The 14297-nt window shown below is 59.2% G+C and carries 22 protein-coding genes, 2 tRNA genes and 1 pseudogene; 1 reads left to right on the top strand and 24 read right to left on the bottom strand.

Annotated features, from left to right (window positions below):
- Positions 1-87 precede the first annotated feature (87 nt).
- The gene (locus tag LZ005_RS19625) at positions 88-1368 is read left to right on the top strand and encodes an integrase arm-type DNA-binding domain-containing protein (protein WP_237810202.1); all 1281 of its coding nucleotides are present in this window, start codon (positions 88-90) and stop codon (positions 1366-1368) included.
- Here LZ005_RS19625 and LZ005_RS19620 read toward each other — a convergent pair.
- From LZ005_RS19620 to LZ005_RS19515, 24 genes and pseudogenes are all read right to left on the bottom strand, one after another.
- Entirely contained in the window at positions 1327-1641 is a 315-nt protein-coding gene (locus LZ005_RS19620; protein WP_237810201.1) for an AlpA family phage regulatory protein, read from the bottom strand. The genes LZ005_RS19625 and LZ005_RS19620 overlap by 42 nt on opposite strands.
- Positions 1638-2129: a hypothetical protein gene (locus LZ005_RS19615; RefSeq protein WP_237810200.1), complete on the bottom strand. Its 492-nt coding sequence runs from the start codon at positions 2127-2129 to the stop codon at positions 1638-1640. Before LZ005_RS19615 ends, LZ005_RS19620 begins: the two co-directional genes overlap by 4 nt.
- A gap of 2 nt (positions 2130-2131) precedes the next feature.
- The gene (locus LZ005_RS19610; RefSeq protein WP_237810199.1) at positions 2132-2455 is read right to left on the bottom strand and encodes a hypothetical protein; all 324 of its coding nucleotides are present in this window, start codon (positions 2453-2455) and stop codon (positions 2132-2134) included.
- Positions 2448-2693, bottom strand: coding sequence for a hypothetical protein (locus LZ005_RS19605; RefSeq protein WP_237810198.1), 246 nt, complete (start codon positions 2691-2693; stop codon positions 2448-2450). Before LZ005_RS19605 ends, LZ005_RS19610 begins: the two co-directional genes overlap by 8 nt.
- A complete protein-coding gene (locus tag LZ005_RS19600) occupies positions 2690-4111 on the bottom strand; it encodes a hypothetical protein (protein WP_237810197.1) in 1422 nt (473 codons plus the stop codon). Before LZ005_RS19600 ends, LZ005_RS19605 begins: the two co-directional genes overlap by 4 nt.
- Positions 4112-4114: 3 nt before the next feature.
- Positions 4115-4492 carry a hypothetical protein gene (locus LZ005_RS19595; protein WP_237810196.1) on the bottom strand — a complete coding sequence of 126 codons (378 nt, stop codon included), beginning with the start codon at positions 4490-4492 and terminating at the stop codon, positions 4115-4117.
- Positions 4489-5097 (bottom strand): hypothetical protein, encoded by a 609-nt coding sequence (locus LZ005_RS19590; protein ID WP_237810195.1) that lies wholly within the window; start codon positions 5095-5097, stop codon positions 4489-4491. The genes LZ005_RS19595 and LZ005_RS19590 overlap by 4 nt, the downstream gene beginning before the upstream one ends.
- 356 nt (positions 5098-5453) lie before the next feature.
- Entirely contained in the window at positions 5454-6017 is a 564-nt protein-coding gene (locus tag LZ005_RS21930; protein WP_373889417.1) for an HNH endonuclease, read from the bottom strand.
- A 764-nt stretch (positions 6018-6781) separates the two neighbouring features.
- Positions 6782-7216 (bottom strand): annotated as a pseudogene (locus tag LZ005_RS21925) (DNA cytosine methyltransferase); the annotation flags it as partial.
- The gene (locus LZ005_RS19580) at positions 7204-7551 is read right to left on the bottom strand and encodes a hypothetical protein (protein WP_237810193.1); all 348 of its coding nucleotides are present in this window, start codon (positions 7549-7551) and stop codon (positions 7204-7206) included. The gene LZ005_RS19580 and the pseudogene LZ005_RS21925, both read right to left, overlap by 13 nt.
- Positions 7551-8084 carry a hypothetical protein gene (locus LZ005_RS19575; RefSeq protein WP_237810192.1) on the bottom strand — a complete coding sequence of 178 codons (534 nt, stop codon included), beginning with the start codon at positions 8082-8084 and terminating at the stop codon, positions 7551-7553. Before LZ005_RS19575 ends, LZ005_RS19580 begins: the two co-directional genes overlap by 1 nt.
- A 72-nt stretch (positions 8085-8156) precedes the next feature.
- The gene (locus LZ005_RS19570) at positions 8157-8759 is read right to left on the bottom strand and encodes a hypothetical protein (protein ID WP_237810191.1); all 603 of its coding nucleotides are present in this window, start codon (positions 8757-8759) and stop codon (positions 8157-8159) included.
- Between the two features lie 2 nt (positions 8760-8761).
- Positions 8762-9133 (bottom strand): recombination protein NinB, encoded by a 372-nt coding sequence (locus LZ005_RS19565; RefSeq protein ID WP_237810190.1) that lies wholly within the window; start codon positions 9131-9133, stop codon positions 8762-8764.
- Positions 9130-10284, bottom strand: a complete 1155-nt coding sequence (locus LZ005_RS19560; RefSeq protein ID WP_237810189.1) for a hypothetical protein — start codon at positions 10282-10284, stop codon at positions 9130-9132. The genes LZ005_RS19565 and LZ005_RS19560 overlap by 4 nt, the downstream gene beginning before the upstream one ends.
- Positions 10281-11051, bottom strand: a complete 771-nt coding sequence (locus LZ005_RS19555; RefSeq protein WP_237810188.1) for a lambda exonuclease family protein — start codon at positions 11049-11051, stop codon at positions 10281-10283. Before LZ005_RS19555 ends, LZ005_RS19560 begins: the two co-directional genes overlap by 4 nt.
- Complete coding sequence (locus LZ005_RS21830; RefSeq protein ID WP_307727822.1) at positions 11048-12118, bottom strand: RecT family recombinase; 1071 nt, start codon at positions 12116-12118, stop codon at positions 11048-11050. Before LZ005_RS21830 ends, LZ005_RS19555 begins: the two co-directional genes overlap by 4 nt.
- A gap of 236 nt (positions 12119-12354) precedes the next feature.
- On the bottom strand, positions 12355-12483 hold the full coding sequence (locus tag LZ005_RS21700; protein ID WP_269106822.1) for a hypothetical protein: 129 nt from the start codon (positions 12481-12483) through the stop codon (positions 12355-12357).
- Positions 12471-12743, bottom strand: coding sequence for a hypothetical protein (locus LZ005_RS19545; RefSeq protein WP_237810187.1), 273 nt, complete (start codon positions 12741-12743; stop codon positions 12471-12473). Before LZ005_RS19545 ends, LZ005_RS21700 begins: the two co-directional genes overlap by 13 nt.
- Positions 12740-13093: a hypothetical protein gene (locus tag LZ005_RS19540; RefSeq protein WP_237810186.1), complete on the bottom strand. Its 354-nt coding sequence runs from the start codon at positions 13091-13093 to the stop codon at positions 12740-12742. Before LZ005_RS19540 ends, LZ005_RS19545 begins: the two co-directional genes overlap by 4 nt.
- A gap of 8 nt (positions 13094-13101) precedes the next feature.
- Positions 13102-13314, bottom strand: a complete 213-nt coding sequence (locus tag LZ005_RS19535) for a hypothetical protein (protein WP_237810185.1) — start codon at positions 13312-13314, stop codon at positions 13102-13104.
- Positions 13311-13517, bottom strand: a complete 207-nt coding sequence (locus tag LZ005_RS19530; protein ID WP_237810184.1) for a hypothetical protein — start codon at positions 13515-13517, stop codon at positions 13311-13313. Before LZ005_RS19530 ends, LZ005_RS19535 begins: the two co-directional genes overlap by 4 nt.
- Positions 13514-13687 carry a hypothetical protein gene (locus tag LZ005_RS19525; RefSeq protein ID WP_237810183.1) on the bottom strand — a complete coding sequence of 58 codons (174 nt, stop codon included), beginning with the start codon at positions 13685-13687 and terminating at the stop codon, positions 13514-13516. The genes LZ005_RS19530 and LZ005_RS19525 overlap by 4 nt, the downstream gene beginning before the upstream one ends.
- Before the next feature lie 23 nt (positions 13688-13710).
- Positions 13711-13787 (bottom strand) — tRNA-Pro (locus LZ005_RS19520).
- A 162-nt stretch (positions 13788-13949) separates the two neighbouring features.
- A tRNA-Gly gene (locus LZ005_RS19515) sits at positions 13950-14022 on the bottom strand.
- Positions 14023-14297: the final 275 nt, after the last annotated feature.

Genomic DNA, 14297 nt, shown 5'->3' with positions numbered 1-14297 from the left:
TCTCACACGCGAGTTTTTTTTGCATTTCTCACTCGTGACGTGTTGTCTCATGTTGTTCAGCGTGTATCATCCCATCTCAAAGCTCTGATGGTATCTGCCGATGGTATCGGGGATCAGAGCGCCAAAAAATACCATCAAATTCAGGGGTTTTACATGGCACTGAGCGACACTTTTTGCCGCCAGGTGAAGCATTCTGGCTCGCCTGCCGGTGACAAGCACGTGGACGGCGATAGCCTCTACTTGCTGGTCAAAGCTGCTGGTAAGTACTGGCGGATGAACTACCGGTTCTACGGAAAGCAAAAGACACTTGCCCTTGGCGTTTATCCGGAGGTATCGCTGGTCATGGCGCGGCGCGCACGCGATCACGCGAAGCAGATGTTGGCCACCGGGGTCGACCCATCAGAGGTGAAGCGACAGGGTAAGAGAGAAGCTGCCAGGGCGAAGAACACCACCTTCGAGACGGTCGCCAGCGACTGGCTGAAGACGACTGGAAAGGGCCGCGCTGAATTGACGCAAAAGCGCGTCGAAAGCTGGTTCAAGCGTGATGTCTTCCCGTTCATCGGTAGCCGCCCTATTTCCGAGATCAGGCCACGTGAAATCAGTGTAATTCTCGAAAAGATGCAGAGTCGCGGCGTTCGCGAAACCACCCATCGAGTACTCGGATATCTCCACGGCGTATTCGAGCTGGCGATGGCATGGGAGCTAGTTGAGCGCGATCCGACGACCGGGATCAAGCAGACGCTGGAGAAGTATCAGGCTCAGCACCATGAGGCCATTACCGACCCAGAAAAGCTGGCGCCGCTGCTCAGGGCCATGTGGGGGTATGAAGGGCACCCGGCGTGCCGGACCGCTTTAAAGCTCGCGCCATACCTATTTGTTCGCCCCGGCGAACTGCGCCGCATGGAATGGAGCGAGATATCCTTTGAGGATGCATCGTGGATCATCCCGGCAGAAAAAATGAAGATGCGTCAGACGCATGTGGTGCCGCTTGCCACTCAGGTCTTGGACATAATCAGGACACAGCAAAACATCACGGGGCACGGTAGATACGTGATGCCGAGCATCAAATCGACCGAGCGCCCAATGAGTGAGAACACGGTCAACTTTGCGCTGAGGGAGCTTGGTTTTGGCGATCAGGTTGTGGGCCACGGTTTCAGGGCTACCGCAAGGACTATCATGGACGAGGTCTTGGGTGAGCGAGTGGATCTGATCGAACACCAGTTGTCGCACACCGTCAAGGACGCCAATGGCCGAGCCTACAATCGCACGAGCCATCTTCCAGCGCGACGCGAAATGATGCAGCGCTGGGCCGACTACCTTGACAAACTACGCGGCGGCGCTGAGGTCGTTCATATTCGCCGGGCCTGATTCCCACTTCCCCGCAAGCCATGCGCGCACGTCCTCGACGCGCCATGCAGTCACCCCGGCCGACAATTTCACGGGCTGGGGAAACTTCTTCGCCTTAACCATACGCCAGAGCGTGGCGTGCGAAACACCAACAGCACCGCGCCGCTCTGGCTTCCCGGCCCGCGCTGGGGTTCGCACCAGGTCGATTTCACGGATGAAGCCAATCGAAGGCATTTCACCAGCAGAATTCAATTCATTGACCACTTTTTCCTCCAAATTCCAGACCGCACTCACGCGGCCATCTTCTCAATCAATTCGGCCACGCGCCGGCTGCCGCCGCCCATGTGCCAGTTCTTCACGCTCTTGATGGCGCGCGAGTACTCCGCTTGCGTGCAAATGCGCAGTTGGCTCCGGTACCAGCTCATGGCGTCGTAGATCGTCGTTAGCTCAGCGCCCGTGCACACCGAGGACCGGCCAGCGGCGCGGCGCTCGGCTACTGCCTGTAGTGCGGCCATTCCAGCGTGCAGGAACGGCATCAGCTCGGCACCAATTCGGGCCACGGCCAGCGCCTCACCCAAGTTCAGGGCCTGCACAAGCGTGTTCCAGTCGTCAACGGTTGCCTGGCCCTGGCGCAGCTTGTCGTATGCTGCCCTCACCGGCTCGATCAGGTCAGCGACCATCGAGGCCGTGAAGCAGCAGGCACCAGCCACGGCCCATTCGGCGGCATTGACGCTCACGGGGCGCGGGCGGTAGGCCTTGCGGGGTTTCTTCGAGTTCGCCATGATCACTTGCTCTCTTTGCTCGATATCGTTTTGATCGCTTGATACATTCGCTCGCGGCACACACCTAAAGCCTCAGCGGCCGTCTTGTGCTTAAACTCGGATCTGACTTTGAATTCGCTGCCTAGAGCCATAGTCCGCATGGCGATCGATGCATGCCAGAGACCGTCATCGAGGCAGCTAATGCTGGGTGCCCCGAACTTGGCCATCTCGTTGAGCATTTCATCCACTGTCAATGCCTGTTGACTCGATTGGGCTGCGGAACTGTCTGATTCGATTGTGTGTTCGGCTTCTTTGAGACCGATGTGCTTCTTGACCAAATTAAACATTTGCGAGGCCTTTCTCGCGCATGGCGGCGTCGTATGCCTCGGAAATTCCGTTATCCATTCCGACAATCGGCGGTTTGCTGATGACGGTAAGCCACGCCTGCAATGCGCGATTTTCCGGTAACTTTCCGACGAACTCAGCGCGATAGCCGCGACTGGTTTTGATGCCCATCACTATGGCTACTTCGCCTTCTTCTACTTCGCCGCGAGGGATTGCGGCTTTCCACTTATTTGTGCTCATGGCTTCTCCTTCATGGCGGCGTCGATGGCGGCGTCCATCTTTTCATCGCCATCGACAAACGCATTGTGAAGATCAACATCAGGGCCAAAGTCGCCAAACCCTTTGCGCAAGAACCGATACCGCGCCGCATCCCGCGCATCGTCCCTGCTACCATAATTGGTGAGGGAGGCATCCCGCGCATCGCCAGCCGGTGCGGCCCCGACCCAGCGGATAAAGCTGTGATGCGCGCCGTGCTTGGCGATTTCGTCACCAACAGCCAGCACCAGCACCTTTTCGCTCGGATTCGATGACGACCAGAATTCGCCAACGCGCCACTGTGCTGCCGGTGCTTGCGCGGCGGGTGCGGCGGTGGTTTTCAGGGCGACGCGCAATTCCTCTGCGCGGTCGTAAGAAATTGCACCCCATCCTTCTGCTGTCGATACGCAATTCATAAGCGAATCGAAATTTCTTTTGCTAATCTGCGCGAACGTCAGCCCATTTTGCATTGCTTTTAATGCGCGAATATCTTGCGCCAACACCACGCCTTGCAATTCGCCGTCGAACTCTTCACAAACCTTAGCCGCTTCCTCCAGCGCCGCATCCCGCACGCTCTGCGCCTGCGCTTCCAGTTCGGCAATACGCGCCTCAGCATCTTTCAGCTTGAGAGAGCAAAGCTGGAACGCTGTGTCTTGAGCTTCGTGTTTGGCTTCCAGTTCATCAAGCCTCACGCGCAAGTCGTCGGCGTGGTTGCCGTCCTTGTCGGTGTCCCGCACGCTCTGCGCGTCGGTGGGTGGGGTGGCCCGCAGGTACAATTTGTCCCCCGGCTTCAAAACCGCGCCGTTACCGTAGATGAAAACTTGGGCTTTGTTGTCCGGGTTTTCCACGCACCACGCAACAGCATCGTCAGTATCTACCTTCCCCGCCGCGCCAGTGTCGGTGGGTGGGGTGACTTGCAATTCCTTGACCATGAACACGATAGACAGTGCTGCCTCTGCCGCGTCGTAAATCGGACCGTTAGGAAAGTCCTTCGGGGCGTTCGTGAAATATGCAGGGTTATCCAGTTTTGAGTGGATTTTATTGGCGCAATGTTCGATCAGTTCAAGATTACGTTTCCACTTTCCTTGCCCACACTTCCCCGCTGCGTCTGGTGCTGCTACATAACCACTAAGCACTTCCAGCAGTGCGGCGTCTGCATCTTCGTCGCCTTCGGTTGCGCGGCCCCAGTCTTGCAAGGCTTGGCGAAGCTCTGGCGTCATTGAAAGTACAGCACTCGCGGCTTGTGGTGCTGATGGGGCGGCAGCAATGCATGCTTTATATGCTTTTGTCAGAGCTTTAATAATGTTCGGCTCATCGGGCTCGTTCAGTGCATCAAGCATTTTCGGCGTCGGCTCAACCGGAACCAACTTCCACTTGGTGTCGTCGTAGGTGATGGTTTTCATTTTTTACACCTCCCCAGTCTCGGCAAATCGAGCTAGCGCCATTTCTTCGGCTTCTTTCATTGTTCCTGCTACGAACACAACTTTGCAGTAGTTCGGCTGATGCGTTGTAAGGGCGCTCTTGATTCGACTATCAACGGTTTCGCTAGTGTCGATATAGCGAACAGTGGTTTGCTTTCCATCTGGGTAGTACAGAGTCCACATCGACGGGAAAACATGTCCACGGCTAGCTTCCTCGGATAGCAAGCGTTTTACATCTTCCATATGTTTTGCTTGAAGCTTAGCAAGCTTCCGCATTACGTTTTCCGTAATCAAAACACCGCAATGCACGCCAGCGGTAAAGTCATATAGGCCGCTTGGGTGAAGTTCGTAAGGTTTGCTCATGATTTCTTGTCCTTGGTGAGTGCGGCGCGCGCGGCAATAACCTCAGGTTCTTCCTCTGGATTCCAATTACCGGCATCACCTGAGTTCGCCAAGCGGACATAACGATTGAGAAGGTTGGAAAGTGCGTCACGCATTTCTGCATCCACCCCTTGCGCTACTGGTTGTGGGGATGGGGTTAAAAGTAGGGCGTTATACTCGTTGCAGAAATGACCGATAATCTTGGCTCGATCTTCTCCTTTGGGCACTTCTGCTGACGTCAAAGCACGGCGCAGTGCAAGTATCACTTCATTAGCATTTGGCACTCCCACTACTGCGGGGTGGGTGGGCTTATCCACGTTCGGCATGGAATCAACTTCAACAGACGGCGCGATAGAACGCATAAACTCAAGCGCGGAATCTTCGTCAACGAATTGAAGCGTCAGATAGCCATTATCTTCGTTTGTGATACGGCCTAATCCTTTGACAGCCTCCACCGCGCTCTGTGTAGCTGCAAGGGCAGCGCGGAGTTCTGCGATTTCGGCATCGCGTGCATTCAATTGATGCGTGATGTATTTCGCCTCTGCCGTAGTTATGCGCTCTTGCCATTTTTTGATGTGCTTCATCATTGATCCTTCTTATTCGGAGTTCTGGCAATGCAGCGCTGGCAGGTATCGATGTTCCCGCTGAACTGGGCAACGCTCCGGCGCTGGCCACAGCAGACGCAGGTGCGCATGCGCGCGAATCCCTGATCAAGAGTCGGGTGTACGCGCGGTGCGTTCACCGGCATGTCAAAACCGCGTGGGGTCGGGTAGCGGGTCATGCTGCCACCCTTCGGCCTTCGGACAATTCTTCGACCTGAGCAATGCGCTTCCCGATCCAGGCCATGACGGGAACCGCCATGCTGTTGCCGAGCGCTTTGTAGCGCGGGCCGTCGGCGGCAGGCTTGCCACGGTAAGGAACAAGGGTGTACGGTGTCTCTACGTCAAACTGGAGCGAGAAACTCTCTGGCAGTGTTTCGTTTGGAATGCACCCACTTATGGCAGCCAACACAGAGCAGAGCCAGGTTGCTTCCTTCGAGGCGCAGGTCGGGACGATTGACCCAAGTGTGAATGTGGTGAACCTCTCCAGTTGAGCATCTTTCGCGACACCTTTGGCAGTGCCCGCGTTCGCGGCGCCAGATTTCGGCGCACAAGTCTCGCCACGCTTTACTGGCATAGAAAGCTTGATGCTCGGTAGTGATCCCGCCTTTCCAAGTAAGGCTTCGCTCGCCAGTGCGCGCAGCGGCGGTGCAAGCTCGGCTGCAATAGCGGCGGCTCGCATAGGTGGGAGATACAGATCGGATTCGGCCGCACTCTTCGCAGACCAGATCAACTTTGTTCGACTGTGCAGCTCCAGAAGCTCGTCCGCGGAGAGCATACGCACACTCGCGTGAGCAAGCATCACGCGGTCTGCTGGGTGCGTGCTGGAATGCCTTTCCACAGTAACCGCATGTTTCGGAGACCCGCTTGCGTCGGCAGACGATGCATTGCCGAGCGACCTGAGACATCTCAGATCCGCAAGAACAAAGCCGCTTTGATGGTCGATGCATAAGTCAATGATAATTTTTTCCTGCAAAGGGGGGAATCCCTGCAGGCGTTCACATTCGCGTGGGGTCAGGCGGCGAACGGCCATGTCTGGCGTCATTGCTGCAGCCGGTTGGCCGCCTCCCGATGCACTTGGCAGTTTTAGCGTGAACGCAAGCTCCACGCTGGCTTTCGGCGTTGCGTCCGTCTGAAGTGAAATTGCAGGCTGCATGACCACATTCGGCCCGAGCGCGGTATCGCTGCTATCAACTTGCTTTCCGTAGTTGCCGGTGATCGTTCCGGCCACATCCCGCACAGATACAGGTGCCAATACATGCGGCTTATCGCCGCCACCGGTTGACGCGCGCAGACAACCAGCAAGGCTGTCGCCTAATTCTGCAGTGCCGCCGCCTTCGCGCCCACGAATTGCGACGGAAAGAGGTATTAAGCTATCAGCCGTGTCGACATCAGTGCCTGGAGGTCGGTCGCCTCCGGTTCGATTGCCTCCGGCCCGAAGTGTCGGACAGACATCGACCGAGATCAAAGTTCCACGCTCAGGATCATCTACCCCGCCACGGCGGCCAGAGCTTGATGTAAGGCTTCCGGTAAATTTTTGCCGCGTTTCTCGGCTCGGCGCAGGATTCCCGCGCAAGCTGTCGCGCTCAAAAAGTACCGCTGCGGGACGGCGCCAGTCTCCAAGGTATCCGACAACGAACACACGGCGGCGTCGCTGGGCCACTCCGAAGTATTGAGCGTCAAGAACTCGGTAGGCGAACCCATACCCGAGTTCTGCCAGCATTCCGAGGAAGGCGCCAAAGTCCCGTCCGCCATTCGACGACAGGACGCCGGGGACGTTTTCCCATACCAACCACCTGGCGCGTGTGCGCCGAGCAAGCGCCCCAAACTCGAGCATGAGGTTGCCACGAGGGTCATCCAGTCCCTTTCGTAGTCCTGCGACGCTGAATGATTGGCAAGGGGTTCCTCCGACAAGAAGGTCAATTGCTCCATACTCGTTGCCTTTGATCGTGGTGAAATCGCCGTGTAGCGGCACGTTCGGATAGTGGTGGGCGAGGACCGCGCGCGGGAACGCTTCGATTTCGCTAAATGCAACCGACTGCCATCCGAGCGGATGCCAAGCTACCGTTGCCGCCTCGATGCCACTGCAGACGCTCAGATACCGCATTGCGAAGTCTCCCAATACGATTTAGCCGGCCCATGACCAAACAGGGCGACGATCAGCGGGTCGCGGCGCACCTGAACATCAGCCGGGCGCGCTGTGAAGTCGTCCATGTCGACGATCTCGTCGACGTCATACCCGAGCGAATAGACGAACGGCGAGCGCTTGCCAGTACCAGTGCGCGTGCGCTTCACCAGTCCGGCCGCCATGAGGCTCGCCAGGGCGCCATCAGGCTCAGACTTGAACCCGATGTCGTCCTTCAGTTGGCGACAGGTGGCGGGCCCCTTCTCGAGGCGCGCCAGCACAGCCTTGGCACTGGTGCTCAAGGTCAGCATGTTCATCAGGCGGCCTTCTTCTCGCCGCCGGGAAACAGGTCGTGCACGGAGGTCGGCGCCGGCGGCGTGATGTCCATTTCGATCTGCTGCTGAATGAACTCGCAGAGGCGGCCAACGTCTTCGGTTTCCGGGTGCACGATGGCAGTAAGGCCGACCGTGACGGTGCCGCCCTCCTTCGGCAGGAACTTCACCTTGTGGATCTTGACGTCCGACAGCTTGATGTCGCTCGGGCCACCGATTCCGTAGGCCACGCGGATCGAGTAGCCTTCGGCAGCGAAGTCCCATTTGATGTTGCCGACCGGGCGCGGGAAACGGCGCTCGGTCGGGATGTCGCTCGGCTGGGCCTGGTCTGCCAAATCCGGGTTGGCCGGCTTCTGAAACAGGAAGTGGCGCAGCTCCGGGTGAAACGGGATCAGCACGTCATTGCTGGAGTCGAATTCGAGCGTGAGGTCGTATGCGGGCTTGCGCTCTTCACCGTGGATCTCGGCGCGCGGGTTGACGCCGACGATCTTCACGGGCTTCTTCTGCAGGTCAATCATGGGGTTTCCTTTCGTTCTACGGGTCATTGCTACTTAGGGTGATGGACTGGAGTTGGAGAGTGGAAGGCTCGGCTATCCCAACGTCCATCCGTGATACGTCTTGAGATAGCCGGACCTGAGTCGCGCCAGTCCAGAGCTAGTCAATCCGTTTCTTTGGGCGAATTCAGTCATGTTTCGCCCGGTGTGCCTGATGCCAAGCGGGTCAATGAAAGCAAACTCGATGGCGGTCTTGTCAGCAGCAGCTCTGCGGCCCGCATCGTTTTCCTTCGTCCGCCCCTTCAACTTAGCGGCTGTCTTTTGCGTCGCCACCGCAATGCCTGGATGGCTGAATTTGGTTCGCCCGCGCAGTTTCTCTGCTTGGCTTGCGACAGACTTATGGCTCTCTTTTGTGCGGCCGCGCAACTTGGCTATTTTTGCCGCGAGGCCACCGTTTTTAGCCTGTTCAGCTTGATTCTCTTCGACGGTAATAAAGCGACACGAGGACGGCGTGTAGTCGCCACGATCAGTGAAGCGGGCGAGGTTATACATCCCTCTCCGAAGGCCTACCATTGACGGCTCAATGCCAGCTTCTGCAAGCTTCAAAATGTACTGTTGAAAGGTGAGGTAGCCGAGTCCTCGACTTTTTGCTCCATCAACATGGCCTCTCCATTTCTTGCGCGCCAACTCGATATCCATCGCTATGCTCCAAATTTCACGTTCCTTGCTGCGCCGAAGGCAGTGATCAACTCAAGCAAGTCAGACATCTCGCGTTTGGTCATTGCACTCGTGCGAAGACCCAGGACAACGAAGCCGCCATTTATCCCTGGCACTGAGTCGTGATGCTTCAAGGCTGCCGTGAAGATGCACTTCCAAGATTCCGCATCAAGCTTTCTTCCATGCCAAACGACTTGCGCAGCGATCTCGTTCAACTTCGCCCACATGGCGGCGTTCTGCTCAAGATTCCGAGTCGGCTCGCTAATCGTTACGACATAGCCGGCAGGAGAGCTCTGCACGGCCTGAAGGGCACGACGGCGCGCTTCCTCATGGGCGAGAACAATCGTCTGCTTCATGCTGCTTGCTTGAGCTGGGCCTGTGCCGCTTCTTGGATGTGCACGATCAATGCCGCGCACAAGCGCTGGAAGTCGCTCTCGCGGTACTTCGGCAGGCCTTTGATCTTCTCGGCCGGCTCGATGCCAAGGCTGGAGACGAAAGCCACGGAGACCGTGAAGCCGAGACGTGCGCCGAAGTCGCCCACGCCCAGGACCGCAGGGCCGTCCACGATCGCAGCCACAGGCAAAGCCGCTTGCCGCTGACGCGCATCATTCGGGAAAGGCCAAGCGGCTTCCGGCGTCAGCGGCTTCACCACGGTGCCACTCGCCTGTTCAGCATCCTCGAAGCGTTCCTGCTCAGCGGCGCGGCGCTGTTCTTCGGACAGGCGCTGGTCTGCCAACATCTTTCCCCACTCTTCGAGCTCGCGCTTGGTTTCAGCGGCGACGCGGTCCTGTTCAGCTTGAGCGCGTTCGCGGGCTTCCTTCTCTGCGCGCAACGCGGCGAGTTCAGCGCGCTCGGCTTCGATACGTGCAGCTTCGGCGCGGCGCTGCTCTTCGGCGATGCGCGCAGACTCTTCGGCCTGCAATGCCGCACCATATGCGCGCTCCAGCGCTTCCAAGGAACTGGCGCGAGCCGACGCAGCTTGGTCCTTGAACTCAGCGAAGGAGTCGTCAATCTCAACGGCCAGGAGGGCCGAAAGCTTCATGCCGATGGCGCCGGAGCCGGCACCGATGACCGACAGGGGAGCATTGGCCATTTCCTTGATTCGGTTCTGGATGCCCTCGATTCGCGAGCGCTCGGCGGCGATCTTGGCTTGGCGCTCGGCTTCAATGGCAGCGTCGTAGTCGTCGCGCATTTTGATGATGCGCTGCTCTTCCGGCTGGATGATGTCGATCAGACGGCGCTCTTCGGCGATCACGGCCGCGCAGAACTCCTTTGCGTCTTCACGGGCGGCCTTGCCAGTTTTCTCGATGGACGTGCGCGCCGTGCGCAGCCGCATGCCGATAGCGTGTGCCTGGTCGCGGCCGGCGCTGTTCTTCACTTCCGTGATGTCGATCGACGACGCGACCAGGGCGCGCAGATCCTCTTCGGTCTTACTGGAGTTCAGGGCCACGGCCGCGCGCTGCGGCAGGGTGAGAGCGGTCTGGGCCTGGGTGGTTTCGGTGTTCATGCTGCCTCCTTCATGCGTAGGGTGGTTTCGTAGTCGGACACCATGCGTTCAAAGGCGAACAGGTCGGCTTGAAGCGCGGCGATATAGGCGTCGTCGCGTGCAATGCGGCGACGGTAGAGCTGCTTGCCAATAGGCTTCAGCGAAGGGCAATACACGCAGAAGTCCCACCACTGGCGGTCCGTGATCCACATGCAGCCCTGCACTTGGTCGGTGAAGTCGCTGGTGTCATTGAAGAGCCAGACATCGCGAAGACGCTCAGCGGAGATCAGGCACTTGTATTCGCTGCCGCCGTCGGGAGCAATCAGGCCGTCGGCGCTGGCGCCGTAAAGGTAGTCGTCGGTCATAACGAAGCCAGCGCGCTGGACGATGAGGCCCGTCTGCAGCTCGTGCTCCATTCGCGCATCAGGCTCCAGCTCGTGGCCGCGCTTCATGGCGTAGGTCTGGAATCCTTCGTCCAGGGGTTCGCGGCTGATGCGCTCGATGGCTAGCCGGAAAGCGTAGTTCTTCGCAGCCTCGGACGGTTCGCCTACCGATTCACCAGCCAGCGCGCGCTCAATTGCCTCGGCGCGCGGCTGATTCTTGTAGCCAGCGATGTCGCAGGCGCCAGTAACGGAAGCGCCTGCCAGGATTGCGTCGACATAGCGCTGCTGCTGTGAAGTCAGGCCGTTGACGCGCTGACGTGCCGTGGAGAACATACTGGCGGTGATGACGCCCACGCGCGCCAAGTCCCAGTCCGCGCTACCCTGCTCGCATTCGATGAGGATCACTTTGCGCCCCCGGCTTTCGCTGCGCGAGCTTCAAGTGCCGGAATGCTGGCCGCCAGCTTGTCCAGGGTGGCGTTGGAAAGGCGGCTGATCGCGTCCATGAGCGCTTCCGGTCCTTCGTCAGCAACAGCGGTCAGGTCAGCCAGGAGGCCATCCAGACCATCATCCACGGCACCAGCCGCAGGCTGGTCAATGGTCCGCTCTTGGTCGACAGCGGAAGCCTGGGCCTTCAGTGCCTCGTGATGGGCGGCCAGCGTGCGGCGGTTTGCTGGGCCGGTCTCTTGCCAGAACTTTTGATATTCGGCCACGCCGCCACTTGCCGCCGCCCTCGCATCAGCCAGCAATTGATGATCAGGGGTCGCCGTCGGCGCCGCGCCCTTTGGTGTGATGTCGCGGGGCTCACGCGGCATTTCTTCCAGCTCGTCCGGCGTGTAGACACCCAGGATCACGCCAGGCGTATAAAGACGGGCCCAGCGCTTCTCAGCGAGGTAGGCAAGTTGCTGCTTCGGGTCGTCTGCCCAAAGCGACGAATTGCGAGTGCGCGCCTGGGCCAGCAGCAATTCCAGAGTGCGGACAGTGCCGGTGGCGCGAAGAGTGCCAGTCACGCGCACGCCGCAGCCGGCTTCGTCAGCAAGCGTCCAGCCAGGCACGCGATATTCGCCCTTGTCGCCCTTCTTGATATCGAATTTTCCGATGATCTTTTCCCAGGGCCCGAACCATTCAAAGCCGAAGTTGTCCTTCGTCAGGACGCCAGACGATTCGATGGCGGCGGCCACAAGCTGGGCTTCATAGCCGATCTTTCCCTGAACGAAGTGAGTCTTTTGGGCGACGGCAAACGGGTTCATGCCCCATTGCACGGACTGCATGACCACGGCCAGGCAGTCACCCGGAGAATTGCGGTATTCGTTCGGCACCGAACAGCGGCCGGTCGCCATGACATCGGCCAGGCGCATCATGCTGTCCATGCTCGCGCTATCGAGGACCAGGGCGGCGCTGCTTTTGGCGACGGTGCGAATACAGCTGTCGTCGTCTACAACCGCGAGGCTGCGGCTTTTATCGGGTGCGTTCAATTTGCTCTCCTGTTTGGTTTCAAAATCCCCGGCGCCAGAGGTTCAGCGCGCGGGTCAGTGCTTTGTGGCCGAAGCCGGCGCGGCGTGCTTGGCGCCACTGGTTTTCGATGAAGCGAAAGAAGCTCATTTCTCGGTGGTGCTGGCGAGCTGGGTATCGCGGTAATCGATGCGGTCGGCGTAGGCCATGAGGAACAGCAGGCCGAAGACAACCAGGGCGGCGCGGAGAAAGTCACGCATCACAGCGGCCTCACAGTCACGCCCAGGGCGCCGTCGTCATAGGCGGCATCCATCAGGGAATCGCGGCTTCCAATGGCCGGATAGGTGCGGCTGCCGTTGGTGGTGGTGATGGTGATCAGGAAGCGCATTCTTCACCTCGCATGGCGGCATTTCGTTCAGTGGCTGCGGCGATCTGGAGTCGACGTTCCTGACGGAGCAGGAATGCATCGCGCCCAGGCTTATCGCCGATGCGCTCGAACACGTTGACGTGGCGCGCTTTGCGCTGCGATTGGGTCAGACCCAAGGCGTACATGGCCACCTCATGGATCGCCTGGATGCGGCGCGTGTAGGTGCGCGACTGATTGCACAGCACCAGGATTTGCTCCAGGGCCTCGCGGTGGTCGCTCACGATGCACTACCCTTCTCGCGCTCGGCCAGCGTGGCGCGCGCGGATTCAGGCCAATAAGTGCCGGAGTGCCACCCGGGGACTTCGCTCTCCATGCGATAGCAGGAGATTTCCTCGTCGTCGATTACGAGGATCGGTGTCGCCCAAGTAGACGCGAGGTAGGTGTAAGTCTGGTCACGAGGCACGATTACCCCCCCGTTCCAGATTTCGCCGCCAGTCCATTCAAAATCGCCTTGCAGGCCAGCGGACGCCGACTGGGGCTGGCGTTCAGCGATGATCTTCGCGGCCTTGTCCCAATCGAACACCATCATTTCGCGGCCACGGTTGGCCTCGCCCATCATGAATGCAGCCATGCTATCCATTACGATTCCCCCACAGCAGCAAGAGCAGCAGCGGCGCGAGCGCCGAGCAGCGTATCGGTCAATTTGGCGATGGTGTCGGCCTTGCTCGGGCCGAGCGGCGCCATGTGTTCGGTCAGCGCGGTCTGGGCGGCTTTCACCAGGGTGGCGAGTTCTTCCACGCCTCCGAGGAACGTGCGTTCTTCGGTGTCATTCTCAAACGGAGGACGGATCATGCGGCCACCTCTTCCATGCCAGCGGCCTTGCCGCGCACGTAGATCAGGTACAGCTCGGCCTCATCGACTTTGGAGCAAAGCTCGCGCTTGGCCCATGCGTTCAGGGCTGCGCGCTCCGGAGCTGCTTCGCAATGCGGGCAGTCCAACGCGCCGTCGAGCGACTTGGACAGGCTCCCAGTGTCATCACAGTGAAGGCAGCTCATTTGCGAACCTCGGCGAGCAAGGCGTCGAACTCGGCATCACCCATGTCGGTGCAGTCGATCCAGCCGTCGCCCTGGCACTCCGTTATGACGCTCTGCGGATGGCACCAGAACGCCTGCTTGGCCTTCGTATGCACCATGAAGCGGTAACCCTGCTGTTTCAGATTTCCCATGGTCTTCCCCTGGTGGATTTCTCTGGTCGGGGCGACAGGACTTGAACCTGTGGCCTGCCGGTCCCAAACCGGCCGCTCTACCTGTCTGAGCTACGCCCCGATGTTCATCCGGCTTTAACCATGTCCGGCATGGGCCTGTGCGCACTCAGGCTGGCGTGTGGTGGCCGGTGCTGATCCACGGCTTTTAGGATTTGGTGTCGGCCGGGATACCCCAACCCGTTGACGCCCCTGCACCGCGCATCAGCCTGCGCATTCACCACACAGCGGCCAACGAGATTCGAACTCGTGACACCGGACTTGGAAGGACCGTGCTCTACCTGCTGAGCTATGGCCGCTGTGTGCCGCCTGGTTAAGGCCCAGGCGGTTGCCCTACTACGTGCTGGCCCTTCCCCAGCTCGGGCGCTGCTTTCGTCCAGCAGCGGCGTTTTAGTCATTGAGACCTCAGCTATTTCGGCTCTGCCGTCGCGCCCACCTTCAATGCCGTTCAGGTGAGCGCATCCGTAAGTCAGACCGCTTTTTCTGCCTGTAGGCCGTGGCCGTCGCTGTTTCGGCCAGTTGCCCAGGCAGCCTGTCGCCATGCCCCTCGGCATAGGGGATCGGACCATTCCGA

This window comes from Massilia sp. TS11 (genome assembly GCF_022012445.1).
Lineage (GTDB): Bacteria > Pseudomonadota > Gammaproteobacteria > Burkholderiales > Burkholderiaceae_D > Telluria.
Note: the sequence above shows the minus strand (reverse complement) of the source record. Positions and strands in the feature narration are given on the sequence as shown.

Coding starts and splice junctions, on each gene's coding strand:
- LZ005_RS19625 (WP_237810202.1), top strand. CDS start 88: ATGGTATCTGCCGATGGTATCGGGGATCAGAGCGCCAAAAAATACCAT.
- LZ005_RS19615 (WP_237810200.1), bottom strand. CDS start 2,129: ATGGCGAACTCGAAGAAACCCCGCAAGGCCTACCGCCCGCGCCCCGTG.
- LZ005_RS19610 (WP_237810199.1), bottom strand. CDS start 2,455: ATGTTTAATTTGGTCAAGAAGCACATCGGTCTCAAAGAAGCCGAACAC.
- LZ005_RS19605 (WP_237810198.1), bottom strand. CDS start 2,693: ATGAGCACAAATAAGTGGAAAGCCGCAATCCCTCGCGGCGAAGTAGAA.
- LZ005_RS19600 (WP_237810197.1), bottom strand. CDS start 4,111: ATGAAAACCATCACCTACGACGACACCAAGTGGAAGTTGGTTCCGGTT.
- LZ005_RS19595 (WP_237810196.1), bottom strand. CDS start 4,492: ATGAGCAAACCTTACGAACTTCACCCAAGCGGCCTATATGACTTTACC.
- LZ005_RS19590 (WP_237810195.1), bottom strand. CDS start 5,097: ATGATGAAGCACATCAAAAAATGGCAAGAGCGCATAACTACGGCAGAG.
- LZ005_RS21930 (WP_373889417.1), bottom strand. CDS start 6,017: ATGTCTCAGGTCGCTCGGCAATGCATCGTCTGCCGACGCAAGCGGGTC.
- LZ005_RS19580 (WP_237810193.1), bottom strand. CDS start 7,551: ATGAACATGCTGACCTTGAGCACCAGTGCCAAGGCTGTGCTGGCGCGC.
- LZ005_RS19575 (WP_237810192.1), bottom strand. CDS start 8,084: ATGATTGACCTGCAGAAGAAGCCCGTGAAGATCGTCGGCGTCAACCCG.
- LZ005_RS19570 (WP_237810191.1), bottom strand. CDS start 8,759: ATGGATATCGAGTTGGCGCGCAAGAAATGGAGAGGCCATGTTGATGGA.
- LZ005_RS19565 (WP_237810190.1), bottom strand. CDS start 9,133: ATGAAGCAGACGATTGTTCTCGCCCATGAGGAAGCGCGCCGTCGTGCC.
- LZ005_RS19560 (WP_237810189.1), bottom strand. CDS start 10,284: ATGAACACCGAAACCACCCAGGCCCAGACCGCTCTCACCCTGCCGCAG.
- LZ005_RS21700 (WP_269106822.1), bottom strand. CDS start 12,483: ATGCGCTTCCTGATCACCATCACCACCACCAACGGCAGCCGCACCTAT.
- LZ005_RS19540 (WP_237810186.1), bottom strand. CDS start 13,093: ATGGCTGCATTCATGATGGGCGAGGCCAACCGTGGCCGCGAAATGATG.
- LZ005_RS19535 (WP_237810185.1), bottom strand. CDS start 13,314: ATGATCCGTCCTCCGTTTGAGAATGACACCGAAGAACGCACGTTCCTC.
- LZ005_RS19530 (WP_237810184.1), bottom strand. CDS start 13,517: ATGAGCTGCCTTCACTGTGATGACACTGGGAGCCTGTCCAAGTCGCTC.
- LZ005_RS19525 (WP_237810183.1), bottom strand. CDS start 13,687: ATGGGAAATCTGAAACAGCAGGGTTACCGCTTCATGGTGCATACGAAG.